Source organism: Alteromonas algae (assembly GCF_049117195.1).
GTDB lineage: Bacteria > Pseudomonadota > Gammaproteobacteria > Enterobacterales > Alteromonadaceae > Alteromonas.
On the sequence record NZ_CP185260.1, the window covers coordinates 1,065,054 to 1,088,235 of the forward strand.

The 23,182-nt window shown below is 45.6% G+C and carries 23 protein-coding genes; all 23 read left to right on the plus strand.

Annotated elements, in window-relative coordinates; translation table 11 throughout:
- The first annotated feature begins 44 nt into the window (after positions 1-44).
- The 23 genes from ACOJRU_RS04725 to ACOJRU_RS04835 all read left to right on the plus strand — a co-directional run bounded on the left by ACOJRU_RS04725 (position 45) and on the right by ACOJRU_RS04835 (position 23,181).
- A complete protein-coding gene (locus ACOJRU_RS04725) occupies positions 45-1,187 on the plus strand; it encodes a sensor histidine kinase (protein ID WP_421133896.1) in 1,143 nt (380 codons plus the stop codon).
- A gap of 16 nt (positions 1,188-1,203) precedes the next feature.
- Positions 1,204-2,541 carry a sigma-54-dependent transcriptional regulator gene (locus tag ACOJRU_RS04730; protein WP_421133897.1) on the plus strand — a complete coding sequence of 446 codons (1,338 nt, stop codon included), beginning with the start codon at positions 1,204-1,206 and terminating at the stop codon, positions 2,539-2,541.
- A gap of 262 nt (positions 2,542-2,803) precedes the next feature.
- On the plus strand, positions 2,804-3,133 hold the full coding sequence (gene fliE / locus ACOJRU_RS04735) for a flagellar hook-basal body complex protein FliE (protein ID WP_421133898.1): 330 nt from the start codon (positions 2,804-2,806) through the stop codon (positions 3,131-3,133).
- Positions 3,134-3,145: 12 nt separating this feature from the next.
- On the plus strand, positions 3,146-4,846 hold the full coding sequence (gene fliF / locus ACOJRU_RS04740) for a flagellar basal-body MS-ring/collar protein FliF (protein WP_421133899.1): 1,701 nt from the start codon (positions 3,146-3,148) through the stop codon (positions 4,844-4,846).
- Between the two features lie 13 nt (positions 4,847-4,859).
- Positions 4,860-5,900, plus strand: a complete 1,041-nt coding sequence (gene fliG / locus ACOJRU_RS04745) for a flagellar motor switch protein FliG (protein ID WP_421133900.1) — start codon at positions 4,860-4,862, stop codon at positions 5,898-5,900.
- 64 nt (positions 5,901-5,964) lie between these two features.
- Positions 5,965-6,747 carry a flagellar assembly protein FliH gene (gene fliH / locus ACOJRU_RS04750; RefSeq protein ID WP_421133901.1) on the plus strand — a complete coding sequence of 261 codons (783 nt, stop codon included), beginning with the start codon at positions 5,965-5,967 and terminating at the stop codon, positions 6,745-6,747.
- Positions 6,740-8,074, plus strand: a complete 1,335-nt coding sequence (gene fliI / locus ACOJRU_RS04755) for a flagellar protein export ATPase FliI (RefSeq protein WP_421133902.1) — start codon at positions 6,740-6,742, stop codon at positions 8,072-8,074. Before fliH ends, fliI begins: the two co-directional genes overlap by 8 nt.
- A 6-nt stretch (positions 8,075-8,080) precedes the next feature.
- Entirely contained in the window at positions 8,081-8,527 is a 447-nt protein-coding gene (fliJ, locus tag ACOJRU_RS04760; RefSeq protein ID WP_421133903.1) for a flagellar export protein FliJ, read from the plus strand.
- Between the two features lie 242 nt (positions 8,528-8,769).
- Positions 8,770-11,049, plus strand: coding sequence for a flagellar hook-length control protein FliK (locus tag ACOJRU_RS04765; RefSeq protein WP_421133904.1), 2,280 nt, complete (start codon positions 8,770-8,772; stop codon positions 11,047-11,049).
- 134 nt (positions 11,050-11,183) lie between these two features.
- Positions 11,184-11,708 carry a flagellar basal body-associated protein FliL gene (fliL, locus tag ACOJRU_RS04770; RefSeq protein WP_421133905.1) on the plus strand — a complete coding sequence of 175 codons (525 nt, stop codon included), beginning with the start codon at positions 11,184-11,186 and terminating at the stop codon, positions 11,706-11,708.
- 13 nt (positions 11,709-11,721) lie between these two features.
- Positions 11,722-12,780 (plus strand): flagellar motor switch protein FliM, encoded by a 1,059-nt coding sequence (fliM, locus tag ACOJRU_RS04775; RefSeq protein ID WP_421133906.1) that lies wholly within the window; start codon positions 11,722-11,724, stop codon positions 12,778-12,780.
- Between the two features lie 17 nt (positions 12,781-12,797).
- Entirely contained in the window at positions 12,798-13,199 is a 402-nt protein-coding gene (gene fliN / locus ACOJRU_RS04780; RefSeq protein WP_421133907.1) for a flagellar motor switch protein FliN, read from the plus strand.
- 28 nt (positions 13,200-13,227) lie between these two features.
- Positions 13,228-13,644 carry a flagellar biosynthetic protein FliO gene (fliO, locus tag ACOJRU_RS04785; protein ID WP_421133908.1) on the plus strand — a complete coding sequence of 139 codons (417 nt, stop codon included), beginning with the start codon at positions 13,228-13,230 and terminating at the stop codon, positions 13,642-13,644.
- Positions 13,634-14,392 carry a flagellar type III secretion system pore protein FliP gene (gene fliP, locus ACOJRU_RS04790; protein WP_421133909.1) on the plus strand — a complete coding sequence of 253 codons (759 nt, stop codon included), beginning with the start codon at positions 13,634-13,636 and terminating at the stop codon, positions 14,390-14,392. Before fliO ends, fliP begins: the two co-directional genes overlap by 11 nt.
- A gap of 8 nt (positions 14,393-14,400) precedes the next feature.
- The gene (gene fliQ / locus ACOJRU_RS04795) at positions 14,401-14,670 is read left to right on the plus strand and encodes a flagellar biosynthesis protein FliQ (RefSeq protein WP_421133910.1); all 270 of its coding nucleotides are present in this window, start codon (positions 14,401-14,403) and stop codon (positions 14,668-14,670) included.
- Positions 14,671-14,674: 4 nt separating this feature from the next.
- On the plus strand, positions 14,675-15,454 hold the full coding sequence (fliR, locus tag ACOJRU_RS04800; RefSeq protein ID WP_421133911.1) for a flagellar biosynthetic protein FliR: 780 nt from the start codon (positions 14,675-14,677) through the stop codon (positions 15,452-15,454).
- 113 nt (positions 15,455-15,567) lie between these two features.
- Complete coding sequence (gene flhB / locus ACOJRU_RS04805; protein WP_421133912.1) at positions 15,568-16,692, plus strand: flagellar biosynthesis protein FlhB; 1,125 nt, start codon at positions 15,568-15,570, stop codon at positions 16,690-16,692.
- Positions 16,693-16,850: 158 nt separating this feature from the next.
- Entirely contained in the window at positions 16,851-18,950 is a 2,100-nt protein-coding gene (flhA, locus tag ACOJRU_RS04810) for a flagellar biosynthesis protein FlhA (RefSeq protein ID WP_421133913.1), read from the plus strand.
- A 29-nt stretch (positions 18,951-18,979) separates the two neighbouring features.
- Positions 18,980-20,380, plus strand: a complete 1,401-nt coding sequence (flhF, locus tag ACOJRU_RS04815) for a flagellar biosynthesis protein FlhF (RefSeq protein WP_421133914.1) — start codon at positions 18,980-18,982, stop codon at positions 20,378-20,380.
- A complete protein-coding gene (locus ACOJRU_RS04820; RefSeq protein ID WP_421133915.1) occupies positions 20,377-21,243 on the plus strand; it encodes a MinD/ParA family protein in 867 nt (288 codons plus the stop codon). The genes flhF and ACOJRU_RS04820 overlap by 4 nt, the downstream gene beginning before the upstream one ends.
- Positions 21,240-21,971 (plus strand): RNA polymerase sigma factor FliA, encoded by a 732-nt coding sequence (locus tag ACOJRU_RS04825; protein ID WP_421133916.1) that lies wholly within the window; start codon positions 21,240-21,242, stop codon positions 21,969-21,971. The genes ACOJRU_RS04820 and ACOJRU_RS04825 overlap by 4 nt, the downstream gene beginning before the upstream one ends.
- A 36-nt stretch (positions 21,972-22,007) precedes the next feature.
- A complete protein-coding gene (gene cheY, locus ACOJRU_RS04830; RefSeq protein WP_108567833.1) occupies positions 22,008-22,391 on the plus strand; it encodes a chemotaxis response regulator CheY in 384 nt (127 codons plus the stop codon).
- A gap of 34 nt (positions 22,392-22,425) precedes the next feature.
- Complete coding sequence (locus tag ACOJRU_RS04835) at positions 22,426-23,181, plus strand: protein phosphatase CheZ (protein ID WP_421133917.1); 756 nt, start codon at positions 22,426-22,428, stop codon at positions 23,179-23,181.
- The last annotated feature ends 1 nt before the right edge of the window (position 23,182 follow it).

A 23,182-nucleotide genomic window follows, 5' to 3' on the forward strand; every position in this document is an offset into this window, starting at 1 on the left:
AACATAGTCATACTTGGTAACGTCTGTTAATTGACGAGGAAGATATGACTTACGTAAGCAGCACTCTATCATCTGAATACAATTCATTTAGCTCGCCCTCTGTTGGCGCGCCATTCGACGTTACGCCAGTGTCTGATGCCAGTGAGTCTGAAATAACGTCTCTTCGTCGCCAAGCAAGTCGGTTAGAGCACCTTCTTCACGTGATGCCTGCGGGCGTTATCGTCATTGACGGTAAAGGTGTTGTGCGTCAAGCAAACGACCAAGCCAAAGCATTGCTTGGCGAGCCGCTTGAAGAAGAGGTATGGCGCAGTATTATCACTCGCTCGTTTAAGCCTCGTGCCGATGACGGTCACGAAGTCTCTCTGGTTGATGGTAGACGAGTTAAGTTGTCTATAACGCCGCTGGAAAACGAGCCGGGACAGCTCATCGTTATCACCGATCTTACTGAAACGAGGCAGCTGCAGGCGCGAGTCAGCCATATGCAGCGGCTATCTTCTCTGGGTAAGATGGTTGCTTCATTGGCACATCAAATTCGTACGCCGCTTTCCGCAGCCATGCTATACGCATCAAATTTAAAACGAAAAAATTTACCAGGGCACTCGCAAGAGCAGTTTGCCAACAAGCTGACAGATAGGCTCAAAGAGCTGGAAAGCCAAGTCAATGACATGCTTTTATTTGCCAAATCAGGTGAAGAGCAAGTGGTCACTACGCTTACGCTTGATGCATTACTCGATGCGGTTGAAGCTACGGCCAGTACGATGACGGCACAGGCGCAACAGCGTTTAGATATCAGTGGTTTCGAGAACAAGGAAACCTTTACTGGCAACCTCACGGCCCTTCAGGGCGCGTTACTAAACCTTGTCCATAATGCAAGTCAGGTTACGCCAAAGGGGTATGCCATTTCACTGAAAGCTGACGTTACTGACGGGCACATCGCATTGTCAGTCGAAGATAACGGGCCTGGTGTACCAAATACGATAAAAGATAAAATTTTTGAGCCGTTTTTTACCACCAAAACACATGGAACAGGGTTGGGGTTAGCCGTCGTTAAATCGGTTGTCACTGCACATAGCGGTGAGCTCAATGTAACCAATATTCCGCAGTCAGGTGCGCGGTTCACTATTACCCTACCTTGTGATGGTAGTCGTGATGATGCAGCGTTCAATATGCACTCGAACGTAGCGTAATCAATAGGAGATAAACATGGCACGTACAACAATTCTTATCGTAGAAGATGATGCAGGTTTGCGAGAAGCGTTATTCGATACCTTGCTTCTAGGCGATTACGACGTGGTGGATGCAGATAGTGCAGAAGCAGCGTTAATGGTGCTGTCGGGCAGAAAAATCGACCTTGTAGTAAGCGATATTCAAATGGCGGAAATGAGTGGTTTAACGCTGCTTAAAAATATTAAAGCGAAATACCCTCAGCTTCCTGTTTTGCTAATGACCGCTTACGCTACCATTGATGATGCAGTGCAAGCGATGCGTGATGGCGCTACCGACTATTTATCAAAGCCGTTTGCACCAGAAGTGTTGCTTAATCTTGTTGGTCGCTATGCGCCTGCGCAAAAAATTGAATCGCGCACGCCCATCGTAGCAGACCCTTCCAGCCTACAATTGCTCACGCTGTCTAGAAAAGTCGCACAGTCCGAGGCTACTGTGATGGTACTGGGCCCTAGCGGCTCTGGCAAAGAAGTGTTGTCGCGTTATATTCACGACCAGTCACAGCGAAGCGAAGCACCTTTTGTGGCTATCAATTGTGCAGCCATTCCTGAGAACATGCTTGAAGCCACATTGTTTGGCTATGAAAAAGGCGCTTTTACCGGCGCTATTCAAGCATGTCCTGGTAAGTTTGAGCAGGCACAGGGCGGCACGCTGTTGCTTGATGAAATCACAGAAATGGATTTAGCGCTTCAAGCTAAATTACTTCGTGTTTTGCAAGAGCGCGAAGTTGAGCGGTTAGGCGGCAGAAAAACGGTCAAATTAGATGTGCGTGTTATCGCAACCAGTAACCGCGACCTTCGTAAAGCCGTCGATGTCGGCACATTTAGAGAAGACTTGTACTATCGCTTGAATGTCTTTCCAATCGAGTGGCAACCTCTTTATAAACGCCCTGGTGATATTGTGCCATTAGCAGAACATCTGATTATGCGCCATGCGACATCACAAGGTATGCCATCGGTTAGGTTAAGTGCATCAGCACGCAACAAGCTCACGCAATATACGTGGCCTGGAAACGTTCGAGAATTAGAGAATGTTGTTCAACGTGCACTCATCTTATGTGAGAACGGTGAGATAGATGCCACTGATCTGATGATTGATACGGCAATTAACCCTGAACCCGATGTTGTTAGCGAATTAGATGATTCAAGTAAGTTGGGGTCAGAACTTCGCCACCAAGAGCATCAAATAATCTTAGATACGCTGGTGTCATGTAACGGTAAGCGAAAAGATGTAGCTGAAAAACTGGGGATTAGCCCTCGTACGTTACGTTATAAACTTGCCCGAATGCGTGATGATGGTATCGAGGTTCCTGCATAACCTTATCGTGCAATACAAACAATTTATGTAGCGCTACCGCCGCAAGCTTAGCTACCGCACTTGCGGCGGTTTTTTATCTGTTCCACTCCGCTCCCCCTAATCGCCGCGTCATTATATTGGCAACTTTTTGCCGCCCTGTATAAGTTCATGAATATAAACGATTTTTAAAGTTGGCGTGGTGTTTGCAATGACATGCTTACTATTGAGAAAAACGACTACGTCATCCTTCAGCCCTACGGCGATGACATTTACAGGAGTGGTTATGGACATTAAAGCCAACAGTTTGTACCAAGATATGCAGAACATGATTGGACAAACGCGCCTTCAAGTTAATGAACCCCAACCATTAAGTGAAATCAATTCATCAGCAAGTGACTTCGCTACCATGCTAAAGCACGCAGTAGATGGGGTGAACACCATGCAGCTCGCATCGAAAGATGCACAACAGCGCTTTGAAATGGGAGATCCTTCTTTGAGCCTTGCTGAAGTCATGCTAACAAAAGAAAAGTCTGGCATTGCGTTCGAGGCTACCGTGCAAGTAAGAAACAAGGTTCTTGAAGCTTACAAGCAAATTATGAACATGCCGGTGTAGTTGGAGTAAGTTATGGCTGAAGCAACAGGCACTAATTTAAGCGTTCCAGATCAAAACATGAACGCCGATTCAGAACCCGAAAACAAATCTGGTTTTATGGACTCGATAGGCAGTGCGGAAATGATGCGTCAAATGGCGCTCGTGGTCGTTCTGGTTATTTGCGTCGTCATCGCAATCTTCATTTTCTTGTGGGCACAAGAGCCCGATTTTAGGCCGTTGGCAAAAATGGAGACCCAAGAGCTTATTGAAACGCTTGATTACATGGATGCCAATCAAATTGAATATCGGTTAGAAGGCAATACGGTATACGTTCGCAGTGACGAATTCCAAAACGTCCGCTTAGGGATGACACGACAAGGGCTTACGAGTAGTTCAGACACTGGTTCAGACATCATCATGCAAGACATGGGCTTTGGTGTTAGTCAACGCGTCGAAATGGAAAGGCTAAAGCACGCTAGAGAAAAACAAATTGCGTCTACCATCGAAGACATGTCAAGTATCCAAAAAGCACGTGTGTTACTGGCAATGCCGAAAGAAAACGTATTTGCAAGGCGAGAAAAGAAGGCATCTGCCACTATTGTATTAACGGCGAAACGCGGCGCCGTTATCTCTGGTGAAGAAGTTGATGCGGTTGTCGATATCGTTGCTTCAGCGGTGCAGAACATGGAACCTTCGAAGGTTACCGTTACCGACAGCAATGGCAGACTACTCAATTCAGGCTCTCAAGACTCCCTAAGCTCGCGTGCTAGAAAAGAATATGAAATAGAACGTCAGCGGGAACAGGAGTACCTAGAAAAGATAGATGCGATCCTCATTCCCGTATTAGGCATTGGCAACTATACGGCGCAAGCTGATGTCAGTATGGACTTTACTGCCATGGAACAGACACAGCGTAGCTATAATCCTGATTTGCCTGCTGTTAGAAGCGAGATGGTTATTGAAGAGAATAGTGTTGGCGGTGGTGTTGGCGGTATTCCAGGTGCGTTGACTAACCAGCCTCCGCTTAACTCAAACATACCAGAACAAGCAAACGGCGCAGGCAACCAGCAAACCACCATGCCAGGAAGAACGGCTAAAGAGTCTACGCGAAACTACGAGCTAGACACCACAATAAGTCACACCAAAAAGCAAACAGGGGTGATCCGCAGACTAAGCGTTTCTGTTGCGGTTGATTATGCACAAGTTGCAGGTGAAGATGGCACGATTACGCCTGAGCCTAGAAAGCAAGAAGCGCTACTTAATATTAGAAGATTACTGCAAGGCGGCATTGGGTTTGATGTGACCCGCGGTGACTCTCTTGAAGTTGTTAGTGTTCCTTTCACCCGCATGGATACCGGCGCGATTGAAGATGTTCCTTTGTGGGAACAGCCAGGGTTTTTGCCTATACTTAAACTTGTGATTGGTGGCTTGGTAATTATGGTGCTTATTATCTTCGTGATAAGACCTATGCTACGCCGTTTGATTAACCCTGATGAATCGAAAGATGTTGAAGATTTTGATGCAGATGAAGGATTAGACTTAGGTGATGATACGATCAGTATGTTGTCAACTGAGTTTGATGAAGGGCAAGTTGGCTTCGCGGCAGACGGTTCGCTTATGCTACCTGACCTTCATAAAGATGAAGATGTGCTAAAAGCGGTTCGTGCGCTAGTGGCAAATGAACCAGAGTTATCAGCCCAGGTCGTTAAGGGCTGGTTGATGCAAGACGAGTAAGTGAGAAAGTATTATGGCTGAAGAACTCGCCAATACAGAAGAAGCGTCCTATGACGTAAGTAAACTCGAAGGGGTAGAAAAGGCCGCTATCTTGTTACTTAGTCTATCAGAGGAAGATGCGGCACAGATTTTAAAACATCTTGAGCCCAAGCAAGTGCAAAAGCTTGGTACTGAGATGGCGAAAGTGGATGATATGACGCAGAGTAAGATTACCTCTGTGCACAAACACTTTATCGAAGAGATACAGAATTACAGTACGATTGGTTTCCAAAGCCAAGACTTTGTGAAGCGAGCATTAACCGCAGCGCTAGGTGAAGACAAAGCGGCTAACCTTATCGATCAGATATTGATGGGAAGCGGAGCAAAAGGGTTAGATTCACTGAAATGGATGGACTCTAAGCAAGTGGCCAGCATTATTCGCAATGAACACCCTCAGATTCAAACCATTGTATTGTCCTATTTAGAGCCCGAGCAAAGCGCCGAAATATTGGCGCAATTTCCAGAGAAAGTGCGCTTGGATCTTCTTATGCGTATTGCGAACCTAGAAGAAGTTCAGCCAGCAGCACTGCAAGAGCTTAACGAAATCATGGAGAAACAGTTCGCAGGTCAAGCGGGTACACAAGCCGCGAAGATGGGCGGCCTGAAATCAGCTGCAAACATCATGAACTATCTCGATACGGCCATCGAAGGTCAGCTTATGGATGCAATCCGTGAGCAAGACGAAGAAATGAGCCAACAGATTCAAGACTTAATGTTTGTGTTTGATAACCTGATAGATGTTGATGACAAAGGCATTCAAGCCATTCTGCGAGAAGTACAACAAGACGCGCTGCTTAAAGCAATCAAAGGTGCAGACGAAGAGCTTAAGAATAAGATCATGAAAAACATGTCTAAGCGTGCGGCAGAAATGCTCAATGATGATCTTGAAGCACTGGGGCCTGTGCGTATTTCTGAAGTGGAAACCGCACAAAAAGAAATTCTTTCTGTGGCACGACGTCTTTCTGATTCAGGCGAAGTCATGCTTGGTGGTGGCGGCGGCGAAGAGTTCCTGTAATCTTTCGCTGTTGTGTTACTAATCCAAAGAATATAAACGTTGTTGTACTAAGCTGGAAATAATAATGGCGTCGAATAAAAGCTTTACTGATAACGAAGTAAATGATGCGAAAAAGTGGGATTTACCTTTCGTTGAAGAGGCATCATCTAAGGCAGATGACGGCAAAACGAATGCCTTAAATTTTCGTTCAGATTGGAAATACGAGCCGCCAGAAGAAGAACAAGAAGTAAAGCCGCCCACGGCGCAAGAAATTGAAGCCATCCGACAAGCAGCGTACGAAGAAGGATATTCAGAAGGAAAGCAAGAAGGTTTCGACGCGGGCAAACAAGAAGGCCTTGATACAGGGCTCGCCGAAGGAAAAGAAAAAGGGTATGAAGAAGGCCTTGCTCAAGCACTTGAAGATGGCAAAGCCCAGGTTGATACGCAAGTAGAGGTATGGCAACAGTTAGTAGAAAAACTTCACGCCCCGCTTTCTCAGGCTAATGACGAAACCCGTGACCAGTTAGTAAAACTTGCCGTTACGCTTGCCAAGTCTGTGATCAGAACTGAAGTCGTTTCCAATGAAAAAGTGATACTACAAGCGCTCTCTGAGGGCATGAAAGCCCTTCCTATTCAACAGTCAGAATATCAAATCACAATGCACCCAGAAGACATCGCTTTGGTCACTGCGCATTTCGGCGATGATGAAATTGCACAGAAAAAATGGGTATTTGATTCCTCTCCTACCATTGAACGGGGCGGTTGTGACATTGTTACCACACACAATGCGGTCGATGTGTCTGTCGAACGTCGGTGTCGCGATGTGATAGATAAATTTCTTTTGAATCAGGGGTTGTCGAATGACTAGCCCTTGGCACGAACATTTCGATAATCTAACAAAGCAAGTCTCCACACCGCCTGTGGTTGCGGCAGGTAAGTTGGTGAGGGGCATAGGGTTAACGTTAGAAGCGGTAGGCTGTCAACTTCCCGTCGGCAGTCAATGCTTGGTCCAAACCGTTGAGGGCGAAATTGAAGCTGAAGTGGTCGGCTTTGGCGATGACATCACTTATTTAATGCCAACGGAGGCAGTGCGAGGCATTGTTCCAGGTAGCCGTGTAATGCCGTTAAATCGCCAAAGTGGGTTGTCAGTTGGTATGGGGCTGTTAGGCCGTGTAGTGGATGGTAATGGACAGCCACTTGATGGCCTTGGTGAGATTCAAGCCGACGCGCGAGTGCCAACAACCCGGCCCCCGATGAATCCATTATTACGCCGTGCGATTACTCAGCCAATGGATGTGGGCGTACGCGCGATTAACACCATGAATACCGTGGGTATTGGTCAGCGCATGGGGTTATTTGCAGGCAGTGGTGTAGGTAAAAGCGTACTGCTTGGCATGATGACCCGTGGGTGTGAGGCTGACGTTGTAGTCGTGGGTTTAGTGGGTGAACGTGGCCGCGAAGTGAAAGAGTTTATTCATGATATTTTGACCGAAGAAGAGCGTAAGCGGGCTGTGGTGGTTGCGGCTCCAGCAGATACCTCTCCCTTAATGCGCTTGAAAGGTTGTGAAACCGCAGTCACGATTGCTGAATACTTTCGCGACCAAGGTTTAAAAGTACTGCTACTCATTGATTCGCTTACCCGTTACGCCATGGCGCAAAGGGAAATAGCATTAGCTGTTGGGGAGCCCCCTGCGACGAAAGGATACCCGCCTTCTGTATTTGCACGGCTACCGGCGTTGGTAGAGCGTGCCGGAAACGGAAGCGATAGTCAGGGTTCGATTACGGCGTTTTATACCGTATTAACAGAAGGTGATGATCTTCAAGATCCGATAGCCGATGCGGCCCGCGCGATTTTGGATGGACATATTGTTTTATCACGCTCATTGGCCGATAGCGGGCACTACCCAGCTATCGATGTTGAAGCGTCGATAAGCCGCGTTATGCCAATGGTAGTAAGTGAAGAGCATCAAGTTATGGCAAGACGTATTCGCCAAGTTTATTCAAACTACAAACAAAACCAAGATCTCATTGCCATTGGCGCTTATGCGCAGGGTTCAGACCCCCGTATTGACCTTGCCATTCGTGCGGAACCAGCAATAAACGCCTTTCTTCAACAAGGCATGACGCAAGTATTACCCTACGATGAATGTTTAGAGGGTATGGCCGCGCTTGCCAAAGGGTTAGGGAATCGGTAATTCGTTATGTCTAAACAATTAGAAAGGCTAGCTGACTTTGAGCGAGAAAAAGAACAGAAAGAAGCACAGCTATTTCAGCAAGCCCAATTGAATGTAAATCAGCAAAAACAAAAGCTTGCTAGTCTTGAACAATACCGCGTCGATTATATAAAAGATATTCAGCAAACCGGGCAGTCTGGTGTTACCGCTACGCACTATCAGCAGCATTTATCGTTCGTAGGAAAGCTTGATAAAGCGTGTGAGCAACAAATGCATATCATTGCTAGAGCCAAAATGGCGGCTGACCAGCGAAAACAATTGTGGTTAAAGCAGCAGCAGAAGGTGAAAGCCGTCGAGCTTTTACTCAGTAAGAAAGAAGCCGTAAAACTGGCAAAAGAAGCGCGAGCTGAACAGGCAATGATGGACGAGTTTGCGTCTCAACGCTTTTTTCGTGCACAAAAGCGCCCCTTTTAATCCATCGATTTCACTTGTTTATTGCCACTTTCATTTCCTTTCCAAAAAAGAATTAGTAGTTGGAACGTTAATTGCAATTTCTATTACAGAACGTTGCTGCCGCGAATGACTTTCGTTAGGCAAATACGCAATATTAAACGGTACAGTATATTAAAAAGCGTTGATAATCATCGGTTTGAAATGACGGTTAACAAGGTTTTATACGTAATAGCGCGAACCAGTCACTGTAGGACGGTAGAATAATGATGCAACAAATTGCCGCACAAAAAACAGACCTTGCCGGGTTACCCTTCGCCGCAAGCACAACAGCACAAGCGGTAGAGTCAGGTATTGGTAATAATCAGCAGTCACTAAACAATGAAGCATTTCGCGATGCATTCTCTCAAGCGAAAGACAGCGCGTTAGTGAAAGGCGAGAACCAATCGGTTGGAAACGTTAACGAAAGTAATAGTGCACAGCGCATTGACGTGCACAGACACAAAACCGATGATCCTACCCAGCCCTATGTAAACGATAACACCGAATACCGCCCTGATGCTGACAATGAAGCGCGCAATAGTACAGGTAAAGATGCTAACGCGCTTGAGCAGGAAAACCTTAAAAGCCATATGGTGGGCGATAAGCGTACATCAAGTGATGAGCAAACTGCTGCACTCTCGGCTAATGCTAAAGACCCCTATGCGGGTGCAATTGGCTTGCCTGTCGACGATGCGCAAAGCGATAGCGACGTTCTTCAAAAGCACGCATCGACAGTCAACATCGAGGATGCAGACACTGATGCGCAATCCGAAACGAATTGGTTGGCTTTTGTTGAATCTGTGATTGGAGAAAAAGGTAAGGGTACGCTAAATACCGACGCCCTGCCTGAAGATACCATTATTCCTGTGGGTGGCCTGCCAACAGACCAACAGGCCGACACGACAACACCATTGGATAGCGATAGTGCAATAACGACAGGTGCCGAAGGCAAAGCCAGTGATCCTGATATGCCTGATTTACCGCGCTTAAACGATGATATGAGCAAAGTTAAAAGCGCAACACTACTATCGTTAGAAAAAGAAATGACATTGGATAATAGCGGTATTGACGGAATTAAATCGCAACGTGTTCAAAGCACACCAATCTTAACACCTGATGTGTCGCTTATGGAAAGTGAAGCTGCGGTCGCGCAACAGTTAGCGTCTCAATTAGAGAAGTACTCGAGTAAACCTATATCTGAAGAGGCGAAAAAAGCCATCGCCGATATCGCTGCGCTACTTGTTGCGCAACAGGCAGGAAGCCAACAAAGTGAGCATTCACATGCCGGCGAAAAAATTAACGCTGGGGTTGATAATGTTGATGCGAGCCTTACCGCATTAGTGGCAAAGTTCAGTAGTCAGGTTGCAGATAACCAAAACGGTAAAGCAAACGCCGCTACCACGCTTTCCAACGATGCCGAACTCGCTGTACAACTTATTAATGATGAGCTTGTTGGTGCCACAGAGCGTGAAGTAAAAAGTGCTGAAGAGAGTATCGCAGCACTCGCTAGTACGAATACTTCAACGCGTGGTGTTGCGCAAGACGGAAAAGGGCTTGAACTTTCACAGGTTAAGCGTGAAGCACACGGGTCACAATCAACGTTCACTCAAGATACTACAGCGATGGCTGAAGACGTGCTGCATGTTATTTCAACGCTGTCACCTGAAGCTGCGCAAAAAGCGACAGAGTCTTTGGCTGAACGTATTGCTGCATCGCTTTCATCTGGTGTAACACCACAGCAACAGCAGTCACTTAAAACGAATATAATCGCCGGTATCAACGAATTTCAGCAACAAGTCGCGCAGGGAAGAGAGCCAGGAATCGATATTGCCGCATTAGTAGCTAATGCGGCCAATGAGGCTGGTCTCTCTCAAAGTAATACCCAAGCAATGATGGCGACTATTGACACGCAAGTTGGACAATTTATGCAACTTGTTAATCAATCTCAGCAAAGTGCGCAAAGCGTTTTTCAAAGTCAGCTAGTACAAACAGATACCCAACTAGTTGAGAATAACCAAGCGCGAGTCGAGTCGTCAAAAACCCAGCAACAGCTAGATGGCTTCGATAAAGCTGTGAATATTCACAAGCCAGAGGGTCAGCAGCAACTGAATGAAAAAATACGTTGGATGGTTAACGCCCGCAACACAATGGCTGAAATCCGATTAGACCCACCAGAGTTAGGTTCCATGCAAGTGCGCGTGAACGTATCTGGTGATGCTGCAAGCGTCAGTTTTGTTGTTCAATCTCAACAAGCGAAAGACGCGTTGGCCGAGAGTATGCCCCGTTTAAGAGAAATGTTATCAGAACAAGGGATTGAACTGGGTGATGCCCATGTCCAAAAAGATAATTCATCTAACGGTGAAAGTGGCCAACAATTTGCAGGACAAGGCAATGGTGGCGCAGAGTCAAATAATCAACACAACGACGGCATGGACGACAATACTACAGTGATTGAGCAAGGGATCACGAGAGAGTTAAAAGGTGGTATTGATTTCTACGCATAACAAAGTGTTTAAATATTGGCTCAACAGCTATCTTTATTAGTGAAAACAAAAGTGAAGTTTTGACTAATGCAGCATTGCCATTTGCTGGTGATAACTGATAATACGCACATCACGGTTAAATTAACGGAATCAACATGGCAGATGAAGAATTAGAGATTGAAGAAGGCGGAAAGAAAAAAGGCAAGATGATGCTTATTATCATCATCGCGGTCGTACTGGTAGGTGGCGGTGCCGCAGCGTATTTTCTTTTGTTTGCCGGTGGCGATGAGCCTGCCGCTGAACAGCTTGCTCAGTCAGACGCGCAAACGGCTGCTGCGCCCGCGGCTAAAGCTGAAGTGGGTACCGCGCTTTATGTGGCAATGCCTAGACCGTTTGTTTTTAACGTGCCGGGTGCGGGTCGAGATAGGCTTGTACAGATTAAAGTACAACTTCTTGTGCGGGGCTCTGATAATGAGGAGTTGGCAAAAACGCATATTCCTTTAATCGAAGGCACGTTGTTACAAGTCTTTAGTGCATCAAATGCCGATGATTTGGTCACTGAAGCGGGTAAAATTGAATTACGAGAACAGGCTGTGAGCGAAGTACAGCGAGTGCTTAAAGACATTGCGGGTAGTGACGTCGTCGAGCGCGTACTGTTCACTGGCTTTGTAATGCAATAGAGAGTAGAAACCTGTGAGCGATTTATTATCTCAAGATGAAATCGATGCCCTATTACATGGGGTGGACGATGTGGAAGAAGAGGAAGTCAGTGATGGCGACTCTGATGCTTCTACACTCGAATATGACTTTTCCTCGCAGGATAGAATTGTGCGTGGGCGTATGCCTACGCTTGAAATTGTAAACGAGCGTTTCGCACGTCACATGCGAGTAAGCTTGTTTAATATGATGCGCCGGTCTGCTGAAGTGTCAATCAATGGCATTCAGATGATAAAGTTTGGTGAGTATATTCACACGTTGTTCGTGCCAACCAGCTTGAACATGGTGCGCTTTCGCCCTCTTAAGGGCACTGGTCTTATTACCATGGAAGCGCGCTTGGTGTTTATCTTGGTCGACAACTTTTTCGGCGGTGACGGTCGTTATCACGCCAAAATTGAAGGGCGAGAGTTTACACCTACCGAGCGACGTATCATTCAAATGCTGCTTAAAATCATTTTCGAAGATTATAAAGAAGCGTGGGCGCCGGTGATGGATGTGTCCTTTGAATACTTAGATTCAGAGGTTAACCCAGCAATGGCAAACATTGTAAGCCCCACTGAAGTAGTGGTGATTAGCTCGTTTCATATAGAGCTTGATGGCGGTGGCGGCGACTTCCACGTGTCGTTACCGTATTCAATGCTAGAGCCTATTCGAGAATTGCTCGATGCGGGTGTACAAAGCGACAAAGAAGACACTGACTTGCGCTGGAGCAAGGCGCTTCGTGATGAAATTATGGATGTTAAAGTTGCGCTTACCACCCATATGCTCGATGTTGACGTGCCGCTTAGGCAAGTCATGGAGTTTAAACCTGGCGATATTATCCCGGTAGAAATGCCAGAAACCATTACGGTGCTAATTGAAGATTTACCGACATTTAGGGCCAAGCTGGGGCGTTCGCGCGATACCTTGGCATTAAAGATCGTAGAAAAAATAGCAAGACCGACTTCTGTGAAGTCTGAGCTACAGTTACTAACACGCGGTGGTCGCATCATAGACAATGATGCCGAGCTGCAAGTACTCGAAGAAGACCTGTAAGGCAAGGGGAGGTTCCCATGAGTGAAGACGGTATGGATGATTGGGCTGCTGCAATGGCAGAGCAAGCCGAATCAGAAGACGGTGAAGGCGAGAACGAAGACGTTCAGGTTGCTGAGTTAGACGAACTTACCGACGACGCGCCGATTACGCAAGAAGAGAAAAAGAAGCTTGATACTATTCTCGATATTCCTGTCACTATCTCGATGGAAGTCGGTCGTAGTCAAATTAGTATTCGAAATCTGTTACAGTTAAACCAGGGTTCTGTGGTTGAACTGGATCGTGTTGCCGGTGAACCATTAGATGTATTGGTAAATGGCACGTTGATTGCTCATGGTGAAGTAGTAGTGGTTAACGACAAATTCGGTATACGCTTAACAGATGTTATTAGTCAAATTGAGAGAATCAAGAAGCTCAGATAAAACTTCTTATTTAATAAGGGGTTGCGCTATGCTGCCCCTTATTTCCACTTCAAGCGCATTCGCGCAATCTACCCAGTCAATTACTAACCCAGCATCGGTAGTGTCAATTTTTCTATCTTTACTCGTGGTAGTGGCGATCATTTTTGCGTTGGCCTATGTCATGCGACGATTTAATGTCACTACCATGGGCAACGGGCAAATGAAAGTTGTTGCAAGTATGGTTGCTGGGGCTAAAGAAAAAATTATGGTGATTGAGGTGGGCGATGAGCAGCATCTTGTCGGCGTTACCTCTCACACGATTACCCACTTAAGTAAATTAGACGCTAAACTTGAAACGCCACAGCGAGAAAGTAAGCAAGGTGGCGAGTTATTCAAGCAAAAGCTGGTTGCCGCAATGGCGGGTAAAATTAACCCTGCCATAAAGGACGATAAACATGACACGTAAACATTGGTTTTTCATTTTCTCGCTACTTACCCTTTTGTTCAGCAGCAGCGCATTGGCTCAGCAGGGGATTTCAGCGGTAACGGTAGTGACCAACCCTGATGGCACGCAAGATTATACCATGACCTTACAAGCGCTGTTTATCATGACAGCGCTTAGCCTTATTCCTGCTTTTATTATGATGATGACATCATTTACGCGCATCATCGTCGTGCTGTCCATTTTACGTCAAGCCATTGGTCTACAGCAGTCTCCATCAAACCAAATTCTTATAGGTGTAAGTTTATTTTTGTCGATGTTTATTATGGCGCCGGTATTTGAAGAGGTGAATGAGCGCGCATTGCAGCCTTACTTAAATGAAGAAATGACAAGTTTAGATGCGCTAGAACAAGCCAAAACGCCAATGCGTGCGTTTATGCTGTCACAAACCCGTGTCCGAGACTTAGAAACATTTGTGAGGATTGCCGGAGACGAAGGCAAATATGCAGATACCGATGAAGTGCCATTGACCATACTAATTCCTGCTTTTGTGACCAGTGAATTAAAAACGGCGTTTCAAATTGGCTTTATGCTTTTTATCCCATTTCTTATTATCGACTTAGTCGTCGCGTCTATTTTGATGGCGATGGGTATGATGATGCTATCCCCCATGATTGTATCGCTACCATTTAAACTTATGTTGTTTGTATTGGTTGATGGCTGGAACCTTATATTTGGCACGTTGGCGACCAGTTTTGGTATGGGCGTCTAGGAGAACCTATGTCACCAGAAGTCTTTGTAGAAATTCTTCGTGAAGCCATGTTTATGGTTATCGTGCTCGTGTCTGCGGTTATCGTGCCTAGTCTTATTATCGGGCTGATTGTTGCGGTATTTCAGGCCGCGACATCGATAAACGAACAAACTATGAGTTTCCTTCCTCGCCTATTAGTTACGCTGCTTGCTTTAAGTTGGGGAGGAAATTGGTTGGTACAGCAACTTATGGACTTCACCTTTAGAATGGTAGATATGATCCCGCAGGTAGTAGGGTAACTGCATGGAAGTTGAACTGGCGACAGTCAATCAGTTTCTCGCCGATATGCTGATGCCATTTATGCGCATTAGTGGGCTTTTCGCTGCTATGATCGGTCTAAGCGCAAAGTCGATTCCTGCGAATATGCGTGCCTTACTGGCAATTATGTTAACGCTGATAATAATGCCGGTTGTGCCGCCATCGCCTATTGATAACTTAGTCAGTGCAGGCACAATTTTATTAGGCATGCAGCAGTTGCTTATTGGTATTGCGATTGGCTTTATTTCTATGATGGTGCTTAATACGTTCGTGTTGGCGGGGCAGATAATTGCCATGCAAACGGGGTTAGGTTTTGCTTCAATTGTTGATCCGGTAAATGGCATCAACGTTCCCGCGGTGGGGCAGTTCTACCTTATCTTGGCCACCTTACTTTTTTGGACGCTTGATGGCCATTTGTCTATGATCCAAATGATTGTCATGAGCTTTCAGGCATTTCCCATCGGCGAAGCATGGTGGACCGGCGCACAATTTAAGGATATCGCGCATTGGGGGGGCTGGATGTTCATATCGGCAATTACCCTTTCCCTAGCACCTATTGTTTCCCTGCTTATTGTGAACCTAGCGTTTGGTGTCATGACTAAGGCTGCGCCTCAGCTCAACATCTTTAGTATTGGTTTTTCCATTGCGCAAGTAATGGGCTTACTTATTATTTGGATAACACTGGATAACTTTACCGCACACTTTCAAACTCAGTGGGGGCGCGCAGAGCAATTTATGTGCGAGTTACTAAGGATTTGCCCATGAGCCGTATGGTCACCTTAGTATTACTTCATGTTGCTTCTGTGTTAGAAAGAACAAACACTGCCCTAGTAGGCGACGCTGTTATCTCACCCACCATAGTGCGTATGGATTAATATATGGCTGATTCAAGCGAAAAAACAGAAGACCCCACGGGGAAAAAACTCGAAGACGCCCGAAAAAAAGGTCAGCTTGCCCGTTCACGAGAGTTGTCCACCACACTAGTACTTATCGTAAGCGCAATAATGTTTATATTTTTGGGCGGGTGGATTGCCGAGTCGGTATTTTCTCTTATGCAACGTATGTTTATTTTATCTCGTGACGAAACCTACGATACTACCCATATGTTTTCCGCATGGGGTGAAGCCTTTACGACCATAAGATCTCCCGTATTACTCTACATGATAGTTGCTATGATCGCTGGTATTTATGGCTCTATTGCACTAGGTGGATATAATTTCACGTGGGAGGGGACAAAGCCAAAAGCGTCAAAATTGAGCCCTCTGGCCGGCTTCAAGCGCATGTTCGGCACTAACGGGTTAGTTGAGCTAATAAAATCGATTGCAAAAGTCATTGTGATTATTGGTATGGCGATTACTGCATTACTTTATTTTGAAGACGAAGCGCTTCACTTGGATATGGAGCTCTATCCAGGCAATATTTTCCATGCGCTCGACATGCTTGAGTGGGCTTTTCTTATTTTAGCATGCGGTATGATCCCTATTGCGCTTATCGATGTGCCTTATCAAGTGTATAAGCACAACGAAGAAATGAAAATGACCAAGCAAGAGGTTAAAGACGAGCGTAAAAATGCGGAAGGCGACCCTATGGTTAAAGGCCGTATCAGACGATTACAGTACCAAGCAGCAACGAAGCGCATGATGCAAGAAGTGCCTAATGCAGACGTTGTGGTCACTAACCCCACGCATTTTTCTGTTGCAATAAAGTATGATGAAAGCGGTGTGCGAGCGCCGGTATTAGTCGCGAAAGGTGCTGACGAACTTGCCATGCATATTCGTAAGATTGCTACCGCGAACGATGTGCCGCTTATTCCTTCACCCATGCTAGCTCGTGCCATTTACTACTCAACCGAAGTAGATGATGAGGTGCCTAATGCGTTGTTTATGGCGGTAGCACAAGTATTAGCGCATGTTTATCAGCTTAAAGCGTACCGCGCAGGGAAAGGTAAGAAGCCTAAGCCGCTTAAACGAGACTTGCCAATTCCTAAGGAATTACGCCGATAGGTATCTCTTGTCGTTATCCGCTCGAAAGGTTACCCACAGCATATTTATAACGGCTTATTCAAAAAATATTTAAAGCTGGCATGGTAGTTGTAATGCTATTGGAATAATGGGTTCAGTACGCGTAAAGCGTCAAATTTCCGATAGAGAGAACGTCTGAAATGCAGTTAACCGGCTACCTTCAACGATTCGACAAAAGTCAATTGCAGCACATCACCAGTGGTTTAGGTGCACCAATTGTTCTTTTGGCCATTATGGGCATGGTTATTTTGCCCATGCCTCCATTTCTTCTAGATGTACTATTTAGCTTCAATATTGCGCTGTCATTGGTCATTATTTTGGTGGCAGTACTTACCCAAAAGCCCGTCGACTTTGGTATCTTTCCGTTAGTATTGCTTATCGCTACGGTATTACGATTAGCCCTGAATGTTGCTTCTACAAGGGTGGTGCTTCTTTACGGTCACGAAGGTGGTGATGCTGCTGGTAAAGTGATCGAGGCGTTCGGTGCTGTGGTTATCGGTGGCAATTATGCGGTGGGTGTCGTGGTATTCGCGATATTGCTTATTATCAACTTTAAAGTGGTAACCGCCGGTGCAGGAAGAATATCTGAAGTAAGTGCTCGCTTTACATTGGATGCTATGCCTGGTAAGCAAATGGCAATTGATGCTGACCTTAATGCAGGCTATATTGATCAAGACCAAGCTCGGTTGCGTCGTGAAGAGATAACGGCTGAAGCGGACTTTTACGGTTCAATGGATGGTGCATCAAAATTCGTGAAAGGTGATGCGGTAGCAGGCCTTTTTATCATGTTGATCAATATTGTGGGCGGTTTGTTCATCGGTATGATTCAGCATGACCTTACATTTGGCTCTGCCATCGAGGTATACACCATTTTAACTATCGGTGACGGATTAGTGGCGCAGATCCCTTCACTATTATTGTCTGTGGCGACCGCCATTATAGTTACTCGTGAAAATGAAACCCAAGAGATGGGCAAAGAAATTCGCAGTCAGCTAGGTAACAATCAAGCTCTCTATATTGCGTCTGGCGTATTGTTCGTTATGGGGATTATCCCCGGAATGCCGCATGTTGCTTTCCTTGGTTTCTCTTTCCTTATTGCTGGTTTTGCTTACTGGCAAAGTGTCTCAGCTAAACGAAAAGCGGCAGAACCCCAAATGCCAGACACAGTATCAAATGACGATTTAGTGGCGCCTGAGGTAAAAGAACTTGGATGGGACGATGTGCAACAAGTCGATACCATTGGCTTAGAGGTTGGGTATCGTCTTATTCCATTGGTTGATAAGTCGCAAGGCGGTGAACTGCTAACGCGTATTAAGGGGGTGCGTAAAAAATTATCGCAAGAACTGGGTTTCCTCGTACCGCCTGTGCATATTCGCGATAACTTAGACTTAGAGCCTAATACCTACACCATAGCGATGCTAGGTGTGACGATAGGCGACTCGCAAATCAGCCATGATGAAGAATTAGCGATTAATCCAGGTCAGGTATTTGGCAAGCTTGAAGGTCGTGCCACGCAAGACCCCGCGTTTGGCCTAGATGCAGTATGGATAAAGCCAAACAAGCGCGAACATGCGCAGACACTGGGCTACACCGTGGTAGATGCGGCTACTGTTGTGGCAACGCACCTTAGTCAGCTGTTAACCAATAATGCCTACCAGCTACTGGGACACGAAGAAGCTCAGCAGCTACTCGATATGCTAGCGAAGCACCATCCTAAATTGGTGGAAGGATTAGTACCTGATATTCTTCCGTTAAGCACGGTAGTGAAAGTGCTTCAAACTCTGCTTTTTGAAGGCGTACCGATTAGGGATATGAGAACAATTGTTCAGACATTAAGTGAATATGGTCCTCGCAGCCAAGACCCTGACGTATTAGTGTCTGCCGTTCGTATTTCACTCAAGCGTCTTATCTCACAAGAAATTACACAAGGTGCTAAAGAAATACCTGTCATAACTCTGGCGCCAGAGTTGGAACAGATGTTGCACCAGTCTCTTCAAGCGGGAGGGGAAGATGGCGCAGGTATTGAACCAGGCCTAGCAGATAAGTTGCAAAAATCGCTACAACAAGCGAGTCAGCAACAAGAGCTAGAGGGCGAACCAGCGGTACTCCTCACGTCAGGCATGTTAAGACCTGTACTATCACGCTTTTTAAAATATTCAGTCGCTGGGCTACATGTACTTTCATATCAAGAAGTGCCCGACGATAAGCAGATAAAAATAGTCAGTTCTGTTGGTCAATAATATGACACAGAGTGATTGGAGAGATTGCAATGAAAATTAGACGTTTTTTTGGCAAAGATATGCGTGAAGCATTAAGTCAGGTTAAAGCTGAATTAGGCAGCGATGCGGTCATTATGTCAAACCGTAAAGTTGCTGACGGTATTGAACTGGTTGCTGCTTACGATAAAGAGCCGGAAGCTAAAATTGCAATCAAAAAACCGACAGCTCAGCCGCAAGGTATGCAGGCTAGCACGCCTAGCTTAAGTGAAATTATCGGTGATGATGGCCCTGATAGTTTAAAAGCATTGCTGGAAAAGCAGCACGGCGGAACGTCAGCGTCTCGCGCAACAGACACCCCGGCGCCGCGCAACAATGCTGTAAACGCCCAGCATGCTAATAATATTGCCTCTCATCTTGATTTTTCAGATGCATTCATCGACGAGTTAGACGCACAGCAGCCTGTTAGTAACCCCACATTCCAGAGCGCTGAGAACACACAAGGGGCGGTTGTAGATCACACCAATTCAGATGAACTTTCTCAAATCAAAGAAGAGCTTGCATCACTTCGCAATGTTTTACAGTATCAAGTTGCAGATTTGATGGATGCAAAGCAAAGTCGTCAACGCCCAGTTCACCAATATCTGACGCAGCGCCTTATTGACATGGGGTTAAGCCAAAACGTGGCTAATCAGCTTATTAGCTACACGCCAACACATTATAATGAGCGTGATGCTTGGGTATATCTTTTAAACCTATTGGCTAATCGCATCAACGTGACAGGTAACGATATACTTACGCAACAAGGTGCAGTTGCACTTGTTGGACCAACGGGAACGGGCAAAACGACAACGGTTGCCAAGTTAGCAGCTCGATATGCACAAAAATATGGTGCAGAATCGGTAGCAATGATTACTATTGATACCTACAGAATCGCCGCATTTGAACAGCTTGCTACCTATGGAAAGATTATTGGTTGCACAGTGCGCAAAGCGCAGAGCAGCGAAGAATTGGCTGATTTACTATTTCAACTGCGTCATAAGCGATTAATTCTTATCGATACTGCAGGGTTTAGTCAGCGAGATAGTCGACTTATTAAGCAAGTTAAACAGTTTGAAAACGGACAAATGCCAAGTATTAAAAAATATTTGGTTGCGCAGGCAAATACCCAGTATCCTGCTCTGCAGCATATTATTAACGCTTTTGATGGTATTGAGTTAAGTGGTTGTATCTTCACAAAGCTAGATGAGTGCTATTCTTTAGGAGAAGTGCTAAGTGCTGTAGTAGAGTACCAATTACCGGTCAGTTATGTCACCGATGGACAGAAGGTTCCTGAAGACATTAAGATTGCAGAAGCAAAATCTTTAGTATCTGCTGCTGCAAAGCTTTATAAAAAGTACGGTTTGAATCATACTAGTGCTAATGATGTGGTTAAAACAGCGCGAGCAGTATGATTGACGATCAAGCGAGTAGCTTACGAAAAATGAAGCAATCACGGTTAATCAAAGTTATCGCCGTCACCGGAGGCAAAGGTGGCGTAGGTAAAACAAATATTACGTTGAACACAGCGATTGCAATGGCAAAGCTGGGCAAGCGTGTCATGGTACTAGATGCTGACTTAGGTCTAGCTAACGTAGACGTGATGCTAGGGTTGCGGGTAGAGAAAAATCTTTCTCACGTGCTCTCCGGTGAATGTACGCTTGATGACGTATTGGTAACAGGTCCTCATGGAATTAAAATTGCTCCCGCAACGTCGGGTACGCAGTCTATGGCCGAGCTTACTCCAACCGAACACGCTGGGCTAATTCGCGCCTTCAGCGAATTGCGGTCACAAATTGATGTGCTTATTGTCGATACTGCGGCAGGTATCTCTGACATGGTGCTGAGTTTCTCCAGAGCATCGCAAGATATTATGGTCGTTGTGTGTGATGAGCCTACCTCGTTGACTGATGCCTATGCCCTTATCAAACTTCTTAATCGTGAACACGGTGTATTTCGGTTTAAAATTGTTGCCAATATGGTTCGAGATGTACGCGAAGGGCAGGAATTATTTAGTAAACTCAGTAAAGTAACAGGGCGCTTTCTTGATGTTGCACTAGAATTAGTGGCAACCGTGCCGTTTGACGAAAATATTCGTCGCGCTGTTCGCAAACAAACAGCCATTGTTGACGCTTATCCAGGTTCACCGGCTTCGATAGCAATTAGTCAGTTAGCGAACAAGGCAATCTCTTGGCCCATACCGGCGCAGCCGGGCGGACACCTTGAGTTCTTTATCGAACAATTAGTCGCAGAAAAAGCAGTAGGTAATCAACGTTGAGTAGCAAAGCAGCCGCTTATCAACAACAAAGTGACAAAGCGCAGCTTGTCGAGCGACACGCATCGCTTGTAAAGCGTATAGCGCATCATCTTCTGGCGCGTTTGCCTGCGAGTGTCCTTGTTGATGATCTTATTCAATCAGGCATGATTGGATTGCTAGAAGCAGCGCGAAACTTCGATGGTTCAAAAGGCGCGAGTTTTGAAACCTTTGCTGGCATCCGTATCCGTGGTGCGATGCTAGATGAAATTAGAAAAGGTGATTGGACACCGCGCTCTGTGCATAAAAACGGGCGAGCCATCACTGAGGCTATCTCTCTTGTTGAGGGTGAGACAGGAAGAGATGCGAGAGATTCTGATATTGCTGCAAAACTAAATGTTAGTGTGCAGGATTATCATCAAATGCTCAATGAGGTCAATGCAGGAAAGCTGGTTGGTATTGAAGATTTAGGGGTATCTGAAGACGTAATTTCGACAGAACAAAGTCGAGGTAGCGACGCACCGCTAGATGATTTGATGCAGGGGGCTTTTCAAAAAGCGCTAGCACATGCTATTACTACATTACCAGAGCGAGAAGCGATAGTGCTGTCTTTATACTATGATGAAGAATTGAACCTTCGCGAGATAGGTGAAGTTCTTGATGTAAGTGAATCAAGAGTCAGTCAAATTCACAGTCAGGCCATGTTAAAACTCAAATCACGAATGAAGTCGTGGCAAGCTGACGAAGAATAGATATTAATAACAATTAACACCTCACTGGAGGCTATTTTGGATAAAAATATGAAAATTCTCGTGGTTGATGATTTTTCAACCATGAGACGTATCATAAAAAACCTGCTCAAAGATTTGGGTTTCTCCAATATCCAGGAAGCGGACGACGGTAGTACGGCGCTGCCAATGCTTCAACAGGGCGATTTCGACTTTGTTGTAACTGATTGGAACATGCCTGGCATGCAAGGCATCGATTTATTGCGCGCGATACGAGCGGACGATAAGTTGAAACACTTGCCTGTGCTAATGGTAACGGCAGAAGCCAAGAAAGAGCAAATTGTCGCTGCAGCGCAGGCTGGCGTAAATGGTTACGTAGTGAAGCCATTTACTGCTGCAACGTTGAAAGAGAAGTTAGATAAGATCTTCGAACGTTTAGGTTGATCCAGACGCTCACCACAGAAATGAGGTTTACTGGATGTCGACAAATGTGAATGTCCCTATTTCGTTAGAAGAAGCAAAACAACTCGTTGTTTATTTGGAAACAGGCGATAATGCATCTGCAAGTGCCCTGTTAGAAGCTGCATCAATGAAAGAGTCAATTGAACTCTTTGCTGAGGTGGGTAAGTTGACGCGCCAATTACATGACGCGTTAAACAACTTCCAAATTGACGACCGTATTAAAAATTTGGCCAATGCTGATATACCTGACGCACAAACGCGTTTGACGTATGTCATCGAAGAAACAGAAAAAGCAGCTAATACTACTATGGATGCGGTAGAGGCAAGTATGCCTATTGCTGAATCACTTTCATCGCGAATTGAAAACGTGATGCCTGAGTGGAAAAAGCTGATGAATCGCCAGTTGGAATTGGGTGAATTCAAAGTGTTATGCGCTGATTTAGATGAGTTGTTGGAAGAAGGAGCTTCACAGTCAGCTAAACTGACTTCTTTGCTTACTGAAGTGCTAATGGCTCAAGGGTATCAAGATCTTACCGGTCAAGTTATTCGCCGAGTTATAGACTTAGTCAAAGAGGTTGAGGAGAGCTTGGTTAACATGCTTACCATGTTTGGTGAGCCTGAATCAGCAGAACAAGCTAAGGCATCGAGTAAACCTGTCGATAATATAGATGGTGTAGTGGCAGAGGGTCCCATTATGGACGCGGAACAACGGGATGACGTTGTATCGGGTCAAGATGATGTTGATGATCTTTTGTCTAGCTTAGGTTTTTAGG